The 18,760-nt window shown below is 70.1% G+C and carries 14 protein-coding genes; 3 read left to right on the top strand and 11 right to left on the bottom strand.

Annotated elements, in window-relative coordinates:
- Positions 1–80 precede the first annotated feature (80 nt).
- The 7 genes from E1269_RS25655 to E1269_RS25625 form a co-directional block, all read right to left on the bottom strand.
- On the bottom strand, positions 81–1,118 hold the full coding sequence (locus E1269_RS25655) for an HTTM domain-containing protein (protein ID WP_131899933.1): 1,038 nt from the start codon (positions 1,116–1,118) through the stop codon (positions 81–83).
- The gene (locus E1269_RS25650; protein WP_131899931.1) at positions 1,115–1,867 is read right to left on the bottom strand and encodes a DUF5819 family protein; all 753 of its coding nucleotides are present in this window, start codon (positions 1,865–1,867) and stop codon (positions 1,115–1,117) included. The genes E1269_RS25655 and E1269_RS25650 overlap by 4 nt, the downstream gene beginning before the upstream one ends.
- A gap of 31 nt (positions 1,868–1,898) precedes the next feature.
- The gene (locus E1269_RS25645) at positions 1,899–2,984 is read right to left on the bottom strand and encodes an HTTM domain-containing protein (RefSeq protein ID WP_131899929.1); all 1,086 of its coding nucleotides are present in this window, start codon (positions 2,982–2,984) and stop codon (positions 1,899–1,901) included.
- On the bottom strand, positions 2,981–3,724 hold the full coding sequence (locus tag E1269_RS25640) for a DUF5819 family protein (protein WP_131899927.1): 744 nt from the start codon (positions 3,722–3,724) through the stop codon (positions 2,981–2,983). Before E1269_RS25640 ends, E1269_RS25645 begins: the two co-directional genes overlap by 4 nt.
- Before the next feature lie 179 nt (positions 3,725–3,903).
- Entirely contained in the window at positions 3,904–5,433 is a 1,530-nt protein-coding gene (locus E1269_RS25635; protein WP_162606628.1) for a choice-of-anchor G family protein, read from the bottom strand.
- Positions 5,434–6,162: 729 nt separating this feature from the next.
- The gene (locus E1269_RS25630; RefSeq protein WP_131899923.1) at positions 6,163–8,250 is read right to left on the bottom strand and encodes a choice-of-anchor G family protein; all 2,088 of its coding nucleotides are present in this window, start codon (positions 8,248–8,250) and stop codon (positions 6,163–6,165) included.
- A gap of 275 nt (positions 8,251–8,525) precedes the next feature.
- Positions 8,526–9,158 (bottom strand): acyltransferase, encoded by a 633-nt coding sequence (locus E1269_RS25625; RefSeq protein ID WP_203434070.1) that lies wholly within the window; start codon positions 9,156–9,158, stop codon positions 8,526–8,528.
- A gap of 92 nt (positions 9,159–9,250) precedes the next feature.
- Here E1269_RS25625 and E1269_RS25620 point away from each other — a divergent pair, with 92 nt between their 5' ends.
- On the top strand, positions 9,251–9,820 hold the full coding sequence (locus E1269_RS25620; RefSeq protein WP_131899919.1) for a GNAT family N-acetyltransferase: 570 nt from the start codon (positions 9,251–9,253) through the stop codon (positions 9,818–9,820).
- 95 nt (positions 9,821–9,915) lie between these two features.
- Here E1269_RS25620 and E1269_RS25615 read toward each other — a convergent pair whose 3' ends face one another.
- Both E1269_RS25615 and E1269_RS25610 read right to left on the bottom strand, forming a co-directional pair.
- Positions 9,916–10,884, bottom strand: coding sequence for a class I SAM-dependent methyltransferase (locus tag E1269_RS25615; protein ID WP_131899917.1), 969 nt, complete (start codon positions 10,882–10,884; stop codon positions 9,916–9,918).
- Positions 10,885–11,673 carry an enoyl-CoA hydratase/isomerase family protein gene (locus E1269_RS25610; protein WP_131899915.1) on the bottom strand — a complete coding sequence of 263 codons (789 nt, stop codon included), beginning with the start codon at positions 11,671–11,673 and terminating at the stop codon, positions 10,885–10,887.
- A 91-nt stretch (positions 11,674–11,764) separates the two neighbouring features.
- Here E1269_RS25610 and glgX point away from each other — a divergent pair, with 91 nt between their 5' ends.
- On the top strand, positions 11,765–13,897 hold the full coding sequence (gene glgX / locus E1269_RS25605; protein WP_239001027.1) for a glycogen debranching protein GlgX: 2,133 nt from the start codon (positions 11,765–11,767) through the stop codon (positions 13,895–13,897).
- 78 nt (positions 13,898–13,975) lie between these two features.
- On the top strand, positions 13,976–14,551 hold the full coding sequence (locus tag E1269_RS25600) for a COG4315 family predicted lipoprotein (RefSeq protein WP_131899911.1): 576 nt from the start codon (positions 13,976–13,978) through the stop codon (positions 14,549–14,551).
- 35 nt (positions 14,552–14,586) lie between these two features.
- On the opposite strand, the gene glgP is transcribed toward E1269_RS25600, so the two are convergent.
- Together glgP and E1269_RS25590 are read right to left on the bottom strand one after the other, a co-directional pair.
- Complete coding sequence (gene glgP / locus E1269_RS25595) at positions 14,587–17,136, bottom strand: alpha-glucan family phosphorylase (RefSeq protein WP_131899909.1); 2,550 nt, start codon at positions 17,134–17,136, stop codon at positions 14,587–14,589.
- A gap of 130 nt (positions 17,137–17,266) precedes the next feature.
- Positions 17,267–18,757 carry an LVIVD repeat-containing protein gene (locus tag E1269_RS25590; protein WP_131899907.1) on the bottom strand — a complete coding sequence of 497 codons (1,491 nt, stop codon included), beginning with the start codon at positions 18,755–18,757 and terminating at the stop codon, positions 17,267–17,269.
- Positions 18,758–18,760: the final 3 nt, after the last annotated feature.

Raw genomic sequence — 18,760 nt, 5'->3', positions numbered from 1 at the left:
GTCCTCGCCGGCCGGCCGGCCGCGGTCCAGCAGGCCTGGCGGCGCGTGCGCGGGGACCTCTGAGAACAGTTCGCCGGCCGTCAGCCCAGCGCCTCGGCCGGTCTCTCCGCCGCCGACACCGACTCCCCCTCCGACGCAGACGCCGCGGGCGGGCGCCGCCCGGACCGGCGTATCCAGCGGATCAGCGCGCGATAGGTGTCGTCGCGGATGAAGACGGCGTCGGAAGCGATCATCGCCAGCGAGAACCAGGGCAGCGCCATCGTGATCGCGATGCCGATGTGCATGGTGAAGATGGCCAGCAGCGCCAAGACCCGGGTGCCGCGGCGCATCAGCAGCAGCGGGAAGAGCACCTGCACGAACACCGTCACGTAGCTGCCGACGGTGACGAAGAACCCGCTGGTGTACACGAGCTCGTTCAGGCCGGGCCACGGCGCGTACTGGCCGATCTGCAGCGGGTAGTAGAGGCCGACGCCCTCCTGCCACATGCTGCCCTGGACCTTCGACAGCCCGGACGTCATGTAGACGATGAAGATCTGCGCGGCGACGGCGATCAGCGCCACGTTGTGGAAGAGCACCCCCATCCACGGTGGCGTGCGGACCAGCGGCCGGTGGTCGGGGCGCTCCCGGCGGCGGGCGTCGAGCGACCACCGTCCGGACACGTCGGCGAAGCACAGGTACAGCAGCATGATGCGGACGATGTTGTCGCCGGCGTCGTCGCCGAGCGGGTTCAGCCGCATCAGGCTCGCCACGCCGATCATCAACAGCGGCGTCACGATGCGGGTGCGCCAGCCGAGGGTGAACGCGACCGCGAGCGCCGCCAGCACGAGGTACTTGAGCGTGAAGACGGTGGTGGAGTCGCTCTCGCTGAACACCGCGGTGAAGGGGAAGCCGTACTCGTCGACGGTCAGCCATGGCGTCAGCCACCGCGCGCCGGGGCCCCACACGTAGTGACGCTCGGCGAAGTTCACGGTCAGCGAGCCGAGGATCGCCACCCCGAGCAGGATGCGCATGGTCGCCAGGCCGTAGGTGGCCTTCTTGCCGTCGAACAGCCACTGCTCGCCGGCGTCGATGGTCCGGCCGATGGCCCAGCCGACGTAGCGGGCCGCGTCGCCGATCATCCGCTCGTCAGCCCTTCGATGACGTCGGCGAACGCGTCCTCGTCCTGGTTCTCATCGACGAGGACGGGGCGCCAGCCGAACTCCTGGGTGGTGAACGACGGGTTCTCCGGCGGGTCCATGCGCTCGTTCCAGCGCGGCACCGGTGTCCGGCGCAGCTGGTACTGCACGGCCACCACGTCCTCACCCCACGTCGCCCGGGCGAACTGCGAGGCGTAGCCGGTGGCGACCCGGTCGGCGCGGACCATCGAGGCCACCCGCGACGACGTCTGGCCGCCCTGGGCGGCGATGAGGTCGTCGGCGAGTGGCTCCCAGTCGGACATGTCCTGGTAGTCGGCGGAGACGATGTCCTGCTGCTCGTCGGTGAGGTCGTCCCAGGCGCTGTCGATGCGCCGGTGCAGGTTGGACGTGATGCGGCTGGCCCGCGACGGCGCCGGGCTGTGGTGGACGAGCGTCCACTCCATGAGGGTCGGCCGCTCCCAGTCGGTGGTGGTCAGCTCGCCGGTCTGCGGGTCGGCGACCTGCGCCCGGACCAGCAGCTCGTCCTCGGCGTTCACCGGGTTCGGCGCGAACAGGCTCCAGTTCTGCTGGAAGAACGGCCGCATGTACCCGGAGACCTCGCCGCCGACGGAGTCCTTGATCGGGTTGTCCGGCGCGTTCCACAGGAACGTGACGGCCATATGGATGGCCACCACGCCGACGAGGAAGAACGCGACGCCCTTGGCGATCGGTGGCGGGTTGACGCTCGACACGGCCGCCAGGCTAACCCCTCGCCCGTGATCGTCAACGGTTGGCGACACTATGAGGTCGCTGATCGTTGACGATCACCGGCGTGTCGGGAGTGGGCTGACGCCGTCGCCGTCGGTCGTCCCGCCAGCCACGGAACCGCCCGGCGATGGCCGCGTAGGTGGCGTCGCGGATGAAGATCTGGTCGCCGGCCATGATGAACAGCGAGAAGAACGGCAGCCCCATGATGACCGCGATCCCCATGTGCATCCCGATCACGCCGAGCAGGGCTATGACGCGCGTCGTGCGGCGCAGCAGCATCAGCGGGAAGAACAGCTGGATGAAGACCGAGAAGTACGAGACGACGAGGACGCCGAACGGGTTCGACGACAGCAGGTCGTTGACGAACGGCCACGGCCGGTACTGCCCCACCTGCATCGGGTAGTAGACCGCGGTGCCGTCCTGCCAGTACTCCCCCTGCACCTTGTAGAGCGCCGAGGCCACGTAGATGATGCAGATCTGAGCGGCGACGGCGACGACGGCGAGGTTGTGCACCAGGGTGCCGAACAGGCCCATGTTGCGCCGGACGTTCGACGGGAGCCCGAGCGACGACGGCAGCAGCCGGCGGCCGGTGCCGGCGGCGCGGCGTGCCCGGCGCCGGGCGTCCAGCGACCACCGTCCGGACAGGTCGGCGAAGCACAGGTAGATGAGCAGGATGCGGAAGATGTTGTCGCTCTGGTCGCCGTAGAGCGGGTTCGACTCGATCAGGCTGACCCAGCAGACCAGCAGCAGCGGCGCGACGATCCGGGTGCGCCAGCCCAGCGTGAACGCGACCGCCAGGGCGAGCACGACCAGCAGCTTGACCGTCACCTCTGTCTGGCTGCCGCCGCCCTCGAACAGCGTGAACGGCCAGCCGAAGCCACCGTTGCGGGCCAGCGGCGACATCCACTGGCCGGCGTCGCCCCACAGGTAGTGCCGGTTGCTCCAGTTGGCCAGCAGGAACCAGATGCCCGCCAGGCCGAAGATGATGCGTACGGCCGCGACGCCGTAGGTGGCGCGCCGCGCTCCGAGCAGCCACTCCTCACCCTTGGCGACCTGCACCGCGGCGGCCTCCAGCCCCCGGTCGACGGCCGGCCCGATCACGAACGGAACCTCTCGATCGCCTCGGCGAAAGCCTCGGAGTCCTGGCCCTCGTACTGGTACAGCGGCCGGCGCCCGAACTCGCGGGTGGTGACCGACGGGTCGGAGTCACGCTCGTCGAACCGCGGGGCGCGGGTCTCGACGATCTGGAACTCCACGTACTCGATGCCGGCGTCGCGACCCCACCAGGCCCAGGCGAACTGCGTCGCGTAGGCGGCCATAGCGCGGTCGAGCCGCAGCACGTAGGAGATGCGCGCGTCGGAGCTGTGCTCGTCGGCCGCGAGCATCGCCTCCTCCATGCGAGGCCAAGCGTTCTCGTGGTAGTCGCCGGCGAGCACGGCGCGTTCCTCGACGGTGAGGTCGTTGTACTGCTTGCGCATGTTGCCGGCCAGCCGACGCGTGACGATGCCCGCGCGCGACGGCGCCAGGCTGTGCAGGATGTTGCCCTCGACCTCGACCTCGGTCACGTCGACCCAGTCGGTCGGGGTCTCCGCGTCGTACCAGCCGCGGACGTGCAGCGAGTACCCGACGCTGATGGGCGTGGGCGCGAAGAGGCTCCACTCCTGCTGGAAGTACGGCTCCATGTAGTCGGTGAGCGACGCGCCAAGCGTCTCCTTGGCCGCGTTCGCCGGACCGACGAACACCGCCGTCGCCAGCAGATGGGCGCACAGCAACCCGCCCAGCATCCCGGCGACGACCTTGATCCACACCGGGCGCTGGTTGTCCGGCCGTGTGTCCTGCATCGTGCCCTGCCCTCGTCGTACGTGCACTCTCGTGCTCGGTGCCCGGCCGACCGCCTGACCGACCGGTGCGTTGGTCGTGCTCTGGGGCCGCTGTGCGGCCGTGATCCGGAAACGCCGATCCGGTGGGTCCGCGCCCTGGCATGGACGCGGACCCACCGGTGATCGGGCGTTATGCGTTGTTACTCCTGCACGAGGCCACGACGACGGGTCACGGCGTACGCCGCGATCCCACCGGCGAGCATCAGGCCCAGGCCCAGGATCAGCAGCTGGCTCGAGCCGGCACCGGTGTCGGGCAGCTCGCCGCCGTCGTCCGTGCCCCCGGCGTCAGCCTCGCCGTCCGTCTCGGTGCCGTCGACCTCGGTCTCGGTGCCGTCGACCTCAGTGCCGTCGACCTCGGTCCCGTCGACCTCAGTGCCGTCGACCTCGGTGCCGTCGACCTCAGTGCCGTCGACCTCGGTCCCGTCGACCTCAGTGCCGTCGACCTCGGTGCCGTCGACCTCAGTGCCGTCGACCTCAGTGCCGTCGACCTCAGTGCCGTCGACCTCGGTCCCGTCGACCTCAGTGCCGTCGACCTCGGTCTCGGTGCCGTCGACCTCGGTCTCCTCGCCGTCGTCGGCCGTGTTCGGGCCGACGTGCGACTCGGCCAGCGTCACCTCGACGCCGCCGTTGTCCAGGCCACCCAGGACGGTGACCTGCACGGCCGCGACGCTGTAGGTCTCGGACGTGGAAGCGGCCTGCACGTCGTTGGCGTTGCGAGCGACGGCCGGCGTTGCCGCGGAGGCGTCGGCCTGGTCCGGCTGGACGTTGACCTTGACCGACAGCAGGTCGGCCAGCGCCGAGCTCAGGTCGTCGACGAGACCGTCGACACCCAGGTCACCCAGCAGGTCGCCCACCTCGCCACCCACGTCACCGAGCAGCTCGGTGAGCACGGAGTCGAGGATGTCGAACAGGCCCTCGCCGATCAGCTCCGTGTTCGGCGGCAGGTCGTTCAGGCTCTCGAACAGCGCGCTCAGGTCGATGACGACGGCGCCGTCCTCGATCCAGACGGCGGCGTCGTCGCCCAGGGTGAGGTCCAGGCCCTCGAGCAGCGGGACCGTCACGGTCAGCTTGCCACCGGCGATCTCGTAGTCACGGGTGACCTCGAAGTCGTCGCCGGCCGGCTGCAGGTGCGCCTCGGACGACACCGCGCCGAGCTCGAGCTCGACGTCGGCGATGGTGTCCGTGACCCCATCGCCGAGCAAGTCGGTCAGGTCGAACGTGGCGTTGCCCGGGAAGTCGGCGTCGACGCCGGTCCCGACTCCACCGTTGTCGGCGACGGCGCCGGTGGCCGCGTGCGACGTGGCGCCGTCCTCAGCAGTGGCCCACTGGTTGACCGCACCGAGCTTGATGATGTCGCTCAGCGGGAGCTGAACACCGCCCTCGACGTTGACGTTGATCGAGTCGAGCAGCGTGACATCCAGCGGGTTGGCCTCCGTGACCGGTGCGGACTCACCGAGGTTCTCCACCTCGACACCGGCCAGCTCGGCGATCTCGTCCAGGTCGGTGCCCAGGACAACGCCGTCCAGGAACCGCGCACCAGAGCGCGATTCGTCACCCTCGGCCGCTGCGGCGGGCGTCAGCCACGCGCCCACAGCGAAGACGGGGGCGAGTCCGGCTACGAGCAGCGTTGTCGCTGCACGACGCCGGCGCAATACAGGTGTTGCAGGCATGCCTTCTCCTCTTGGCATTTACATGGCGGGCTCCTCCGCAGCCATCAGATGTGCCTTGGCCCGCGGAGCGTGATCATGAACCTACAACCGCTCCGAGGACGTGTCTCGTACTTGGTGAATTTGGCCCCGACGCCATCCACCGCCCATTCATCGCGGCCCGGTCACTAAGCCTCGAAACGCCTCTACCAACCCTTTATCGCAAACAGTGTCGAAGGGGTCGGACAGCTCAGGTGGCGCATTTCGGGCATATAGGGAGATAGGTGGGCGTCCTTCGCTCGACAAATCTGGACAAAGGTGACCTCGCGCCGGTACGGGCCAGAACCACTGGTCTAAACCGTGCGGTCACTTCTCGTGACCGAATTGTTACGTTGGCACGACACGCGCGAGCCTTTGCGGCGACGTATTTTTCGGCCCTATGTCGATGCCGTCGCGACATTGAGCGGATGACAGTTCAGCCATTCGGGTGATAGCCAGCGCAGGGTAAGCATGCATTCCTGCGGGTGCCAGCGAACAATGCCGGCGACCGCTCACCCGATGACGGATGCGCGGCCGCCGGCAGAGCCTTGGATCAGCCCTGGTTCACTCCGCCCTTGCGGCTCACGGCGTAGGCCGCGATGCCGCCGGCGAGCATCATTGCCGAGCCCGAGGATGATCAGCTGGTTGGAGTCGCCGCCGGTATCGGGAAGCGTCTCGCCATCCCTCGCGCGGTCGTCCGAGGCGTCCGGATCGTCATCGGCCGGCCCGTGCGTCCGGCCGCGGGATCTCTCCGCCGACCTCCACACCGTCGGTTTCGACGCCGTCGGTCTCGGTGCCGTCCACCTCGGTCCCGTCCACCTCGGTCCCGTCCACCTCGGTCCCGTCCACCTCGGTCCCGTCCACCTCGGTCCCGTCCACCTCGGTCCCGTCCACCTCGGTCCCGTCCACCTCGGTCCCGTCCACCTCGGTCCCGTCCACCTCGGTCCCGTCCACCTCGGTCCCGTCCACCTCGGTCCCGTCCACCTCGGTCCCGTCCACCTCGGTCCCGTCCACCTCGGTGCCGTCCACCTCGGTCCCGTCCACCTCAGTGCCGTCCACCTCAGTGCCGTCCACCTCGGTCCCGTCCACCTCAGTGCCGTCCACCTCAGTGCCGTCCACCTCAGTGCCGTCCACCTCAGTGCCGTCCACCTCAGTGCCGTCCACCTCAGTGCCGTCCACCTCAGTGCCGTCCACCTCAGTGCCGTCCACCTCGGTCCCGTCCACCTCAGTGCCATCGTCACCAGCGGTGTTAGGGCCGACCGTCGACTGCGCGAGGGTGAGGACCGCGGCCGGCGAGTCCGGCAGCACGGCGACCTCGATCGCGGCCACGCTGTACGGGCCGTCGCTGGCGCGGGCGGCCGACTCACCGACGGGCGCGTCGGGCTGGTCCGGCTGGACGTTGAGCTTGATCGACAGGATCGACGCCAACAGCTCCCCGACCGGCGTCAGTGCATCGGTCAAGCCGCCCACCAGGCCGGCCGCGGTCTCGCCCAGGGTCGCGACCGCGCCGGCCTCACCGAACAGGGTCTCGTCGAGCACGCCGCCGACCGTGTCGATCAGCGTCTCCAGCAGTGGCGCGAGGAGCGGCGCGATCAGGGCAGGCACGACGCCGGAGCTGTTGTCGACGATCTCCGCCTCGCCGGCGATGATGTTGCCGAGCGTGTCGTTGAGCGTCAGGTCCAGCGTGCCGAGCTCGACGCCCAGCAGCGGGTCGGTCACCGTCGCCTGGATCGTGAGGTTGAGCGTCGCCGACTGCAGCGCGCTCTCGATCGTCGTCACCAGGTCCTGGACCAGCGTGTCGAGCAGCTGGCCGATCGTGGTGGCGAGCTGGTCGACGACGGCGTTGCTCAGCACCTGCGTGTTGGGCGCCTGGTCGTTCAGGCCGCCGAGCAGCGTGTCCAGGTCGATGACCAGCGTGCCCTCGGCGAGGTTGAGCTCGACGCCGGTGCCTTCGCCGAGCGGGGTGGCGAGGAACTCTTGCACCGCGCCCTGCAGGTCGGCCTCCAGGGTCGTGGCGACGGTGACTTCCTCGGCGCCGATCACCTCGAGCAGGCTGAGCAGCGAGTCCAGCGTCTGGACCGCGCCGGTGACCGCGCCTTCGGGCCCGACCAGGCCGTTGACGGTCTCGTCGACGGTGCCGACGAGGTCCTCGATCTGCGGTCCGAGGTCGGCGAGCAGCGGGACGGTGAGCCGCAGCTGGCCGCCGGCGATCTCGTAGTCGCGGGTCACCTCGAACGCGCTGTCGGTCGCCGCGAGGTGCGCCTCGGAAGAGATGGCGCCGAGCTCCAGCTGGAGGTCGGCGATCAGATCGGTCAGCGCCTCGCCGACCAGGTCAGTGAGGTTGAACGTCGCGTTGCCGGGGAAGCCTGCCTCGGCCCCGGTCCCGACGCCGCCGTTGTCGGCCACCGCGCCGGTCGCGGCGTGAGATGCGCCGCCGTCCTCGGCGGAGGCCCACTGGTTCACCGCACCCAGCTGCAGGACGTCGCTCAGCGGGAGCTGGACGCCACCGGGGATCTCGACGTTGATCGCGCCGAGCGCGGTCAGGTCCAGCGGGTTGGCGTCGGTGACGGGCTCCGGCGTGCCGAGGTTCTCCACCTCGACGCCGGCCAGTTCGGCGACGGTGTCGAGGTCGATCCCCAGCACCTCCCCGTCGACGAAGCGCGCCGCCGCGCGGGATTCGTCACCTTCTGCCGCCGAGGCGGGGATCAACCACGCGCCGACTGCGATGATCGGAGCCAGCCCGGCGGCAAGAAGCGAACCCGCTACTCGGCGCCGACGGCGATGTGCTGCCGTGTCTGCCATGCCCTTCTCCTCTTGTAGGGGATGTGCCGTTTCGCGCTACCTGGCAGATCGCCAGGATGTCGTCCCGCGCGAGATGTGAGGGTGATTGCGGACGGGTGCGATGCTACGCACATGACTAACCGCTTGACCTAGAGAATTGAATTATTTACTTGGGTACCCAAGCGAAATGCAATCGAAGTCCGTGATAGGTCGCGATTCCGGCACAGCGCGATAGAACGCGCGGCGCCATTGACTCCATTCGGACAATCTGTGGAGACCTTTTCAGGTAAAAGAGGCTAGGTACCCGAGCCAGGCATCCGACGTTTCAGTATTCGTGCCGGAACACCACCGGCGACGACGGAGTCCGGCAGCTCGCCGCGGACGACGGCATGCGCCGCGAGCACGCAGCCGCGTCCCACGACGGTGCCGCGCAGCACGCTCACCTTGACGCCCAGCCAGCAGTCCGGACCGATGCGCACCGGCTCCTTGACGATTCCCTGATCCTTGATGGCCGCCGTGAGGTCGTCGAATCGGTGGTCGAAGTCGGTGACGTACACCCAGTCGGCTATCAGAGTGCGCGCGCCGATCTCGACGTCGAGGTAGCAGGTGACGGTGGAGTCGCGGCCGAACACCACCTTGTCGCCGACCCGCAGCGTCCCCTCGTGTGCGCACAGCCGCGTCTGGTCGCCGACGTGTACCCATCGGCCCAGCACCACGCGGCCGTACCCCGGGCGGCCCATGACCGTGACCCGTCGCCCCAGGAACACCATGCCCTCGGTGACCACCTCGGGATGCAGCAGCCGCAGCCGCGCCAGCCGCGCGTAGCGGACCAGATACCACGGCGTCCAGGCCCGGTGCCGGATCACCCAGCGCAGGTGCGCGGGCGTGACGTAACGCACCTGGCGGGGGTCGCGACGTCGGCCGAACACAGCCGCCACCGTAAGGCATCGGCCCGAGGCGCTGATCGGCCCGTTACGGGCACGAGATCACGCGGAAACAGTCCCGGCGGAGCCTGGTGCCCATGAAGACGACGCGACTCGCCGATTCGGCCCACCTGTTCGCCGGCTCGGGCGTCACCACCGCGCTCCGCGACAAGCGAGCGGTCACCATCCGCACCACACTGCCGCGCGACGCCGGTGACGTCAGCGCGATGCACGTGCGCTGCTCCACCGAGACCGTGCACCACCGCTATCACTCCGTCCCGCCCATGACCGGTCGGTTCCTCTCGCAGCTCCTCGGCACGGACATCGCGCTGGTGGCCGAGGCACCCAACCACGCGATCGTCGCGCTGGCCAACCTCGGCCGCGACGCCTACGACGCCGGCGAGCTCGCCGTCCTCGTCGAGGACGCCTGGCAGGGGCGCGGGCTCGGCACGATCCTGCTGCACCACCTGGTCGCGATGGCGCGCCTGGTCGGCTACGGCGAGGTGTACGCCGCCTGCCTGCCCGGCGACGGCTGGTTCCGCCGCGCACTCTCCCGCCTGGGCGCCGTCGACATCGAGCAGGCGGCCGGCTACGACGCGACCCGGCTGCCGCTGCGCCCGGCACCGGCCCGGCTGCCCGCCGAGCTCGGCAGGACCGCTGCGGCCTGACGCCGTCGCGACAGCACCGGACACATCACCAGGCGTTCCCGCGCATCACCAGGCCTACGAGCATGGTGCGACACGAGATCTCGTGCTGAACGTGATCATTCCGGGCGGACGGCGCTGACGGAGAGGTTGTAGAAAAGCTCGCGAGGAACGACGCGGGCGAGCAGGCGGTCCGCGGCGGACAGCCGCAGCCAGCTGTTGTACGCGAACATCGCCCAGCCCCAGCCGAGCCGCTCGGGGTTGACGGCGTGCTCGAACGTGCGCACCGGCCAGCCGAACCACGCCGCCGTCAGCTCCTCGGTGACCGCGTAGACGTCGTCGAACCCGGCTCGTCCGACCAACGCGGTCAGCTCGCCCGGGTCGAACGTGTGCAGGTCGACGACGGCTTCGAGGGCGGCGGCGCGCGACGACGCGTCCAGCTCCTCCTGCGGCCGGGCCCAGCCAGACAGCGCCGACAGCCGGGTGACCCGTGTGGTCGCCCACCAGGTGGCTCGCGACAGTGCCCGCGCCACCTTGTCGCCGTAGCGCGTCGGCTCGCCGCAGACGACGACCCGGCCGCCGGGCCGCAGCACCCGCAGCATCTCGCGGAAGGCCAGCTCAACGTCGGGAATGTGGTGGATGACGGCGTGCCCGACGACGACGTCGAAGCTGGCGTCGTCGAACGGCAGCCCTTCGGCGTCGGCGACCTCACCGGCGATTTCGAACCCGAGCTGCGAGGCGTTGCGCCGGGCCGCCTCGACCATGCCGGGTGAGATGTCGGTGACCGTGACGTCTGACAGCACCCCGGCTTGGCGCAGGTTGAGCGAGAAGAACCCGGTGCCGGCGCCGACTTCCAGGGCCCGGCGGTACGGCCAGCCGTCCGTCCCGGCGACGGCGCTGAACCGGTCACGGGCGTAGGAGATGCAGCGCTCGTCGAACGAGATGGACCACTTGTCGTCGTAGCTGCCGGCTTCCCAGTCGTGGTAGAGCACCTGGGCGAGCTTGGTGTCGTTCCAGGCCCGCTCGACGTCCTCCGCCGACGCCGGCGGCCGGCCGCCGTCCTCCGCCGGCTCCTCCCGACCGCCCACTCAGCGTCCTTCGAAGCGGGCCTTGCCGGGCCCGTCCTCCATGAACGACCGCATCCCGATGGTGCGGTCCTCGGTGGCGAACAGCCCGGCGAACTGCTGCCGCTCGATCTCAAGGCCGGTGTCGAGGTCGGCCGACAGCCCGCGGTCGATGGCCTCCTTGGCCGCGCGCAGCGCGTACGCCGGCCCGGACGCGAACCGCGCCGCCCACTCCACCGCGACGGCGTAGACGCCGGCCGCGTCCGCCACCACCCGGTCGACCAGTCCGATGTCGAAGGCCTCGGACGCGTCGATCATGCGGCCGGTGTAGATGAGGTCCTTGGCCCGCGAGGGCCCGACCAGCCGGGACAGCCGCTGGGTGCCGCCGGCGCCCGGGATGAGCCCGAGCAGGATCTCCGGCTGGCCCAGCTTGGCGTCGGCCGCGGCGAAGCGCAGGTCGCAGGCGAGCGCCAGCTCGCAGCCGCCGCCCAGCGCGTAGCCCGTCACCGCCGCCACCGTGGGCTTCGGGATGCGCGCGACCGCGGTGAACGCCGCCTGCAGCGCCACCGACCGGTCGACCATGTCGGTGTAGGACCAGCCGGCCATCTCCTTGATGTCGGCGCCGGCGGCGAAGACCTTCTCGCCGCCGTGGACGACGACGGCGCGCACGTCGCGGCGCTCCCCCGCCTGGGTCGCGGCCGCCAGCAGCGCGTCCTGCATCGAGGCATCGAGGGCGTTCATCGGGGGACGGTCCAGCCGGATGGTGCCGACGCCGTCGGCGACCTCCAGCCGCACGGGATCTGGATCGCTCATCTTGAGCACCGTACCGTGCACGCCGCCCGCAGACACCCCCGCGACCTGCCCAAAGAGGTCGTTGTCGGTCACATGAGCAACAATGCCCCGCGTGAACGACTCGACTCCCTGGCCCGGTCACTGGAGCCCGCTCGGTGCCACGTACCACCCTGAGGCGACCAACTTCGCGCTCTGGGCGCCCGACGCCGAGCAGGTCGAGGTGTGCCTGTTCGCCGAGGACGACACCGAGACCAGGCACGTCCTGCCCAACCGCACGTTCGACGTCCGGCACGGTGCGGTTCCGGGGGTGCGTGCCGGGCAACGGTACGGGTTCCGCGTTCACGGCCCCTGGGACCCCGCGAAGGGGCAGCGCTTCAACCCCGCCAAGCTGCTGGTCGACCCGTATGCCCGGGCGGTCGACGGCGAGCTGGTCGCGCATCCGGCGGTGTTCGGGCACGACCGCCCATCCATGGACGAGGGCGGCGACCACGCCGTCCGCGGCAACGCCGACTCCGCGCCGTACGTCCCCAAGTCGGTGGTCGTCGACCCCGAGCCGTTCGACTGGCGGGGCGACGCCGCGCCGCGGGTGCCGTGGGCCGAGACCGTCCTGTACGAGACCCACGTCCGCGGCTTCACCATGCGCCACCCCGACATCCCGGCCGAGCTGCGCGGCACCTACGCCGGGCTGGGCCATCCCGCGGCGGTCGAGTACCTCACCGACCTCGGCATCACCACGGTCGAGCTGATGCCCGTGCACCAGTTCGTCAGCGAGCCGGACTTCCTGCACCGCGGGTCGCTAAACTACTGGGGCTACAACACCCTCGCGTTCTTCGCACCGCACAACGCCTACGCCTCGTCCGGCGCGCGCGGCCAGCAGGTCACCGAGTTCAAGGGCATGGTGCGGGCGCTACACGAGGCCGGGCTCGAGGTCATCCTCGACGTCGTCTACAACCACACGGCCGAGCAGGGCGACGGCGGCCCCATGCTGTCCTTCCGCGGCATCGCCAACGATGCGTACTACCACGTCGACCCCGCCGACCCGTCCCAATACCTCGACTACACCGGCACCGGCAACACCTTCCGGGTGGCCCACCCGGCGGGCCTCGGCCTGGTCATGGACTCCCTGCGGTACTGGGTGGGCGAGATGCGAGTCGACGGCTTCCGGTTCGACCTCGCCTCGGCGCTGGCCCGGTCCATGCACGACGTCGACATGCTCGGCTCGTTCATGACGGTCATCGGGCAGGACCCGGTGCTGCGGGAGGTGAAGCTCATCGCCGAGCCGTGGGACGTCGGCCCCGGCGGCTACCAGGTCGGCGAGTTCCCGCACCTGTGGACGGAGTGGAACGACAAGTACCGCAACGCCGTGCGCGACCACTGGCGCGGCGCCGCACCCGGGGTCCGCGACCTCGCCTACCGGCTGTCCGGGTCGTCCGATCTCTATGCCGACGACCGCCGCCGGCCCTACGCGTCCATCAACTTCGTCACCGCCCACGACGGCTTCACCATGCGCGACCTGGTCTCCTACGACCACAAGCACAACGAGGCCAACGGCGAGGACAACCGCGACGGCACCGACGACAACCGCTCCTGGAACCACGGCGCCGAGGGCATCGAGGCGGACGGCGACCCCGCCATCCGCGAGCTGCGGCTGCGCCAGATCCGCAACCTGCTCGCCACCATGCTGCTGTCCACGGGCGTGCCCATGCTGCTCTCCGGCGACGAGATGGGCCGCACCCAGCGCGGCAACAACAACGCATACTGCCAGGACAACGAGATCAGCTGGATGGACTGGTCGCTGCCCGAGCAGTACCCGGAGCTGCTGAGGCTGGCCCAGCGGTTGCTGCGGTTCCGCCGCCAGCACCCGGTGGTCCGGCAGCGCCGGTTCTTCGAGGGCGTCCCGGTGGTCGAGGGCGGCCGCAAGGACATCGCCTGGTTCGCTCCGTCCGGCCGCGAGATGACCGACGCGGAGTGGCACGACGGGTCGCTGCGCACCCTGGGCATGTACCTCAACGGCGAAGGCATCCGGTCCCGCGGGGTGCGCGGCGAGCGCATCGTCGACGAGTCGTTCCTGGTGTGGCTGCACGCCGGTCCCGAGCCGCTCGACGTGACGCTGCCCGCCGGCATCTGGGCGTCGTCGTACGAGGTCATCCTCGACACCGCCGAGGCGCTTCAGGGCGACCACCCGGCGGGCACCACCGTCACGCTCACCGACCGCAGCTGCCTGCTGCTCCGCGTCGTAGGCTGACCCGCCGGCTGATCTGCTCGCTGACCTGCGGCGACGCGCGGCGGCAATCCCGAGGGCCGGTACGTCCGTAAAACTGGCATGAACACTTCTCTTTCAGCCGGTCTCCGCCGCGGGTTGCTCGGCGGGGCCGCCGCCCTCGTGCTGACGCTGGCCGCATGTGGGAACGACGACGACGGCGGCAGCGCTGACGGCGGCGGCGACACCGCCGCGGGCGCCGAGGGTTCCACGACGGACGGCCCCGTCGGCACCGCCGAGATCGACGGCTTCGGCACCGTGCTCGTCGACGCCGAGGGCAACACCTTGTACACCACCGAGGCCGAGGACGACGGCACGATCCGCTGCGTCGACGGCTGCGCCGAGTTCTGGCCGCCGCTGGCACCCACTGACGACGAGCTGCCCACGGAGGTCGAGGGCGTCGACGGCGAGTTCGCCGTCATCGACCGCCCGGACGGCTCGCAGCAGCTGACGCTGGACGGCAGCCCGCTGTACACGTTCGCCGAAGACACCGGCCCCGGCTCGTTCATCGGCGACGGCTTCGAGGACGACTTCCAGGGCACTCACTTCGTGTGGCACGCCGTCACCGTCGAGGGCGGGACCTCCGGCGGCTCGTCGCCGGATGACAGCTCCGATTCCGACTTCGACTACGACTACTGAGCCCCGCCCGCCGCTCCACCCCGCCATCAGGCGCGTCACCCGGGCAGTGCGGCCAGACCGAGCTCAGCGCCGTCACCGAGCAGCTCGTGGCGCGGGACGATGCGCACGGTGTAGCCGAACGCTCCGGTGCGATCCAGGTGCACCTCACCGTCGAAGCGGCACCGGCCGTCGCCGTACTCCTCGCTGACCGCCATCGCGGTGGCGGCGGGCTCGCGCAGGGTGTCGTTGTCGTCGACCGGGCCGTGCACCACCTGGACGTCGACGTCGCCGGGGGTGAGCGGCCCGAGCGACACGAACGCGTGCAGCCGCAGCGTCTGGCCGCGCTCGAAGGTGTCGACGGTGGTGCTCTCGACGTGGTCGACGCCGACCTGGGGCCAGGCCTCGCGCACCCGCTCCTTCCAGTCCGCGAGCGACGCGGCGCCGTGGAAGTCGGCGTTGAGCGCGCGGCTGGACACCGCCGCGGGCCGGTAGAGCTGGTCGACATACTCGCGGACCATTCGGGTGGCCTGCACCCTGGGGCCGAGCGAGGTCAGCGTGTGCCGCAGCATCTCGACCCAGCGGCGCGGGATGTCGTCGGCATCGACGTCGTAGAAGCGCGGCGCGACCTCGTTCTCGAACAGCTCGTACATCGCGGTGGCCTCGAGGTCGTCGCGGTGGTCGGGGTCGGCCACGCCCTCGGCGGAGGGGATGTCCCAGCCGTTGGTGCCGTCGAACCACTCGTCCCACCAGCCGTCGCGGATGGACAGGTTGAGCCCGGCGTTGAGCGCGGCCTTCATGCCCGACGTACCGCAGGCCTCGTAGGGCCGCAGCGGGTTGTTGAGCCACACGTCGCAGCCCGGGTACAGCTCCTGCGCCATCCCGATGCCGTAGTCGGGGAGGAACACGATGCGGTGGCGCACCTCGGGGTCGTCCGCGAAGCGCACCATCTCCTGGATGAGCCGCTTGCCGCCGTCGTCGGCGGGATGGGCCTTGCCGGCGATGACGATCTGGACCGGCCGCTCCGGGTGCAACAGCAGTGCCTTGAGCCGGTCCGGGTCGCGCAGCATGAGGGTGAGCCGCTTGTAGGACGGGACCCGGCGGGCGAAACCGACGGTCAGGATGTCCGGGTCGAGGGCGTCGTCGATCCAGCCCAGCTCGGCCTCGCTGGCGCCGCGGCCCTCCCAGGACGCGCGCAGCCGGGCCCGGGCGCCGTCGACCAGCCGCTCGCGCAGCTGCCGCTTCGTGGTCCAGATGTCGCGATCGGAGACCGTGGTGGTGGCCGACTTCCACCCGCCGCCGGCGATCGCCTTCTCCTCCAGCCGCAGGAACTCCGGCGCCACCCAGGTCGGCGCGTGGACGCCGTTGGTGATCGAGCCGATCGGCACCTCGCGCTCGTCGAACGACGGCCACAGCCCGGCGAACATGCCGCGGCTGACCTCGCCATGCAACGTGCTGACTCCGTTGGCGCGAGCCGCCAGCCGCAGCCCCATGACGGCCATGTTGAACACGGCCGGGTCGCCGCCCTCGTAGTCCTCGCCGCCCAGCGCGAGGATCTGCTCGATCGGCAGGCCGCCGCTGGCGTTGTCGCCGCCGAAGTAGCGCTGGACGAGGTCGACGGGGAACCGGTCGATGCCGGCAGGCACCGGCGTGTGCGTCGTGAAGACCGTGCCGGCCCGGGTGAACTCCAGGGCGGCCTCGTAGGTCAGCCCTCGCTCCTCGACCAGCTCACGGATGCGCTCCAGCCCGAGGAAGCCGGCGTGGCCCTCGTTGGTGTGGAAGACCTCCGGCGCCGGGGTGCCGGTGATCCGGCAGTACGCCCTGACCGCGCGGACGCCGCCGACTCCCAGCAGCATCTCCTGCAGCAGCCGGTGCTCGCGGCTGCCGCCGTAGAGCCGGTCGGTGACCTCGCGCTCGGCCGGGCCGTTGTCCTCGATGTAGGAGTCGAGCAGGAGCAGCGGCACCCGGCCCACGTGCGCCAGCCAGATGGCGGCGGTGAGGGTGCGCCCGCCCGGCATGCCGACGGTGATCTGTGCCGGCCGGCTGTCCTGTTCGCGCAGCCGCACCAGCGGGAGGTTGTCGGGGTCGACGACGGGGTACCGCTCCTGCTGCCAGCCCTCGCGCGAGAGCGACTGCACGAAGTAGCCGTGCCGGTACAGCAGGCCGACCCCGATGATCGGGACGCCGAGGTCGCTGGCTGCCTTGAGATGGTCACCGGCGAGGATGCCCAGGCCGCCGGAGTACTGCGGCAGCACGTGGGTGATGCCGAACTCCGGGGAGAAGTAGGCGATGCCGGCCGGGGCGCGCCCGTCGGCGTCCTGGTACCAGCGCGCCTCGGTCAGGTAGTTCTGCAGGTCGTCGTGGGTGGCGCGGACCAGCCCCAGGAACGCCGGGTCGGCCGCGAGTTCGGCCAGCCGTTCGGGGGTGACCTCACCGAGCAGCCGGACGGGGTCGTGACCCACCTCGTCCCACAGCCCGGGGTCGACGGCGGAGAAGAGTTCCTGGGTCGGCTGGTGCCAGGACCAGCGCAGGTTCGTGACCAGATCGCCCAGCGCCGCGAGGGGCTCGGGCAGGACGGTACGGACCATGAGTCGTCGGATCGCGCGCACGGCGACCACGGTAGCCAATGACTGTTACAGGACGCTTACTCGCCGGCGAGCGGACGGCGACGCACTCCGACCGGCGAACTCCCGCTCCACGTATGCGTGAAGCGGGAGCGCCCATCGTCGATGTGATCAATCAGTAGACGGGCTGGGTCTGGACGTTCAGCTCGTCGTACCGGACCCCCTTGGCCGGTGCCACCAGCGGGTCGCGCAGGTTGAACACGTCGAGGCCGCGCTGGATCTCGTTGGAGTAGATGTAGCCGTTGTAGTAGTACGTGGACCACGCGCCGGCGATCGACTCACCCGTCCACGCACCCCGGTCGTACCACGCGATCTCGGTCGGGTTGTACGGGTCGGTGAAGTCGAAGACCGAGATGCCGCCCTGGTACCACGCCTGGACGAAGATGTCCTTGCCCGGCACCGGGATCAGCGAGCCATTGTGCGCCACGCAGTTCTCCGTGTCCGCCTGCTCGCGCGGGATCTTGTAGTAGGACGCGAACTCCATCGAGTCGCCGTCCCACGTGTAGATGGCGTTGGCGCCACGGTTCGGTCCGACGGTCGGGTTGCAAGTCGGGCCGCTGCCGCCACCGAGCTCGTCGGTGAAGATGATCGACGTGCCCTCGTTGTTGAACGTCGCCGAGTGCCAGAACGCGAAGTTCGCGTCGCGCACCTGGTCCAGGACGGTCGGGTTCAACGGGTCGGAGATGTCGAACACGACGCCGTCACCCATGCACGCACCGGCGGCCAGCCCGAGGTGCGGGTAGGCGGTGATGTCGTGGCAGCCGCGGGTGTTGGAGCCCTGGTTGCCCGCGTCCGGGAACAGCACCGGCTCGGCAGCGACGTATGCCGCCGCGGGGTCGTCCAGTGGCACGTCGATGATCGAGATCAGGTCGTGCGGCGGCTGGCAGTTCGACAGCAGCGAGTTGGTGTCGTAGGACGAGACGTAGATGTAGACGCTGTCGTCGCCGGGCACCAGCGTGTGCGTGTGCGAGCCGCACTTGGTCTCGACGGCACCGATGTACTCGGGGTTCGTCGGGTCCTCGATGCTGAAGATCTTCATGCCCTCCCAGTAGTCATCCAACTCCGCGGCCTCTTCCGCACTGAGCGGTCCCTCGGCACTGCAGGAGTCGTCGGTCCACCGCGAGTCGGTGGAGAGGAAGAGCAGGTCGCCGTAGACGGTGACGTCGTTCTGCGAGCCGGGGCAGAGCACCTGGGCCGCGACCTCCGGCTTGCGGGGGTTGTGCAGGTCGTAGACCGTGAACCCGTTGTAGTTGCCGGCGAACGCGTACTTGCCCTGGAAAGCCAGGTCGGAGTTGAGCGCGTTGGCGGGCGTGAACGGCCCTTCCTTGGGGAGGTTCGACACCAGGCTGATGTTCGGCGAACTGGCGACCTCGTCGGGCGGGAGGATGCTCGACGCGGCCGGGGCGTCGGTGACCTCGTCCAGTTCCTCTTCGGTGAGGCAATTCTCCTCGAAGTTGTCCCCAAGACCCTCGACGGCGTCGGCGAGCGCCTCAGCGCACTCCGCGCTCTCTTCGGAGCCGGTGCCGCGCAGCTCGCCGTCGTCGGCCGCCGATGTCCCGATCGATCCGATGGCCAGGCCACCGGTCGCGACGACGGCGATAGTCATGCC

The organism is Jiangella asiatica, assembly GCF_004349065.1.
In the GTDB taxonomy this organism is placed as follows: domain Bacteria; phylum Actinomycetota; class Actinomycetes; order Jiangellales; family Jiangellaceae; genus Jiangella; species Jiangella asiatica.
The sequence above is the reverse complement of the archived record's forward strand: the minus strand, read 5'-3'. Positions and strand labels throughout refer to the sequence as shown.

What these genes read in the sequence shown, in the direction of transcription:
- E1269_RS25610 (WP_131899915.1), bottom strand. Translation starts at nt 11,673, where the DNA reads ATGAGCGATCCAGATCCCGTGCGGCTGGAGGTCGCCGACGGCGTCGGC.
- E1269_RS25600 (WP_131899911.1), top strand. Translation starts at nt 13,976, where the DNA reads ATGAACACTTCTCTTTCAGCCGGTCTCCGCCGCGGGTTGCTCGGCGGG.
- E1269_RS25630 (WP_131899923.1), bottom strand. Translation starts at nt 8,250, where the DNA reads ATGGCAGACACGGCAGCACATCGCCGTCGGCGCCGAGTAGCGGGTTCG.
- E1269_RS25620 (WP_131899919.1), top strand. Translation starts at nt 9,251, where the DNA reads ATGAAGACGACGCGACTCGCCGATTCGGCCCACCTGTTCGCCGGCTCG.
- E1269_RS25590 (WP_131899907.1), bottom strand. Translation starts at nt 18,757, where the DNA reads ATGACTATCGCCGTCGTCGCGACCGGTGGCCTGGCCATCGGATCGATC.
- E1269_RS25655 (WP_131899933.1), bottom strand. Translation starts at nt 1,118, where the DNA reads ATGATCGGCGACGCGGCCCGCTACGTCGGCTGGGCCATCGGCCGGACC.
- E1269_RS25640 (WP_131899927.1), bottom strand. Translation starts at nt 3,724, where the DNA reads ATGCAGGACACACGGCCGGACAACCAGCGCCCGGTGTGGATCAAGGTC.
- E1269_RS25635 (WP_162606628.1), bottom strand. Translation starts at nt 5,433, where the DNA reads ATGCCTGCAACACCTGTATTGCGCCGGCGTCGTGCAGCGACAACGCTG.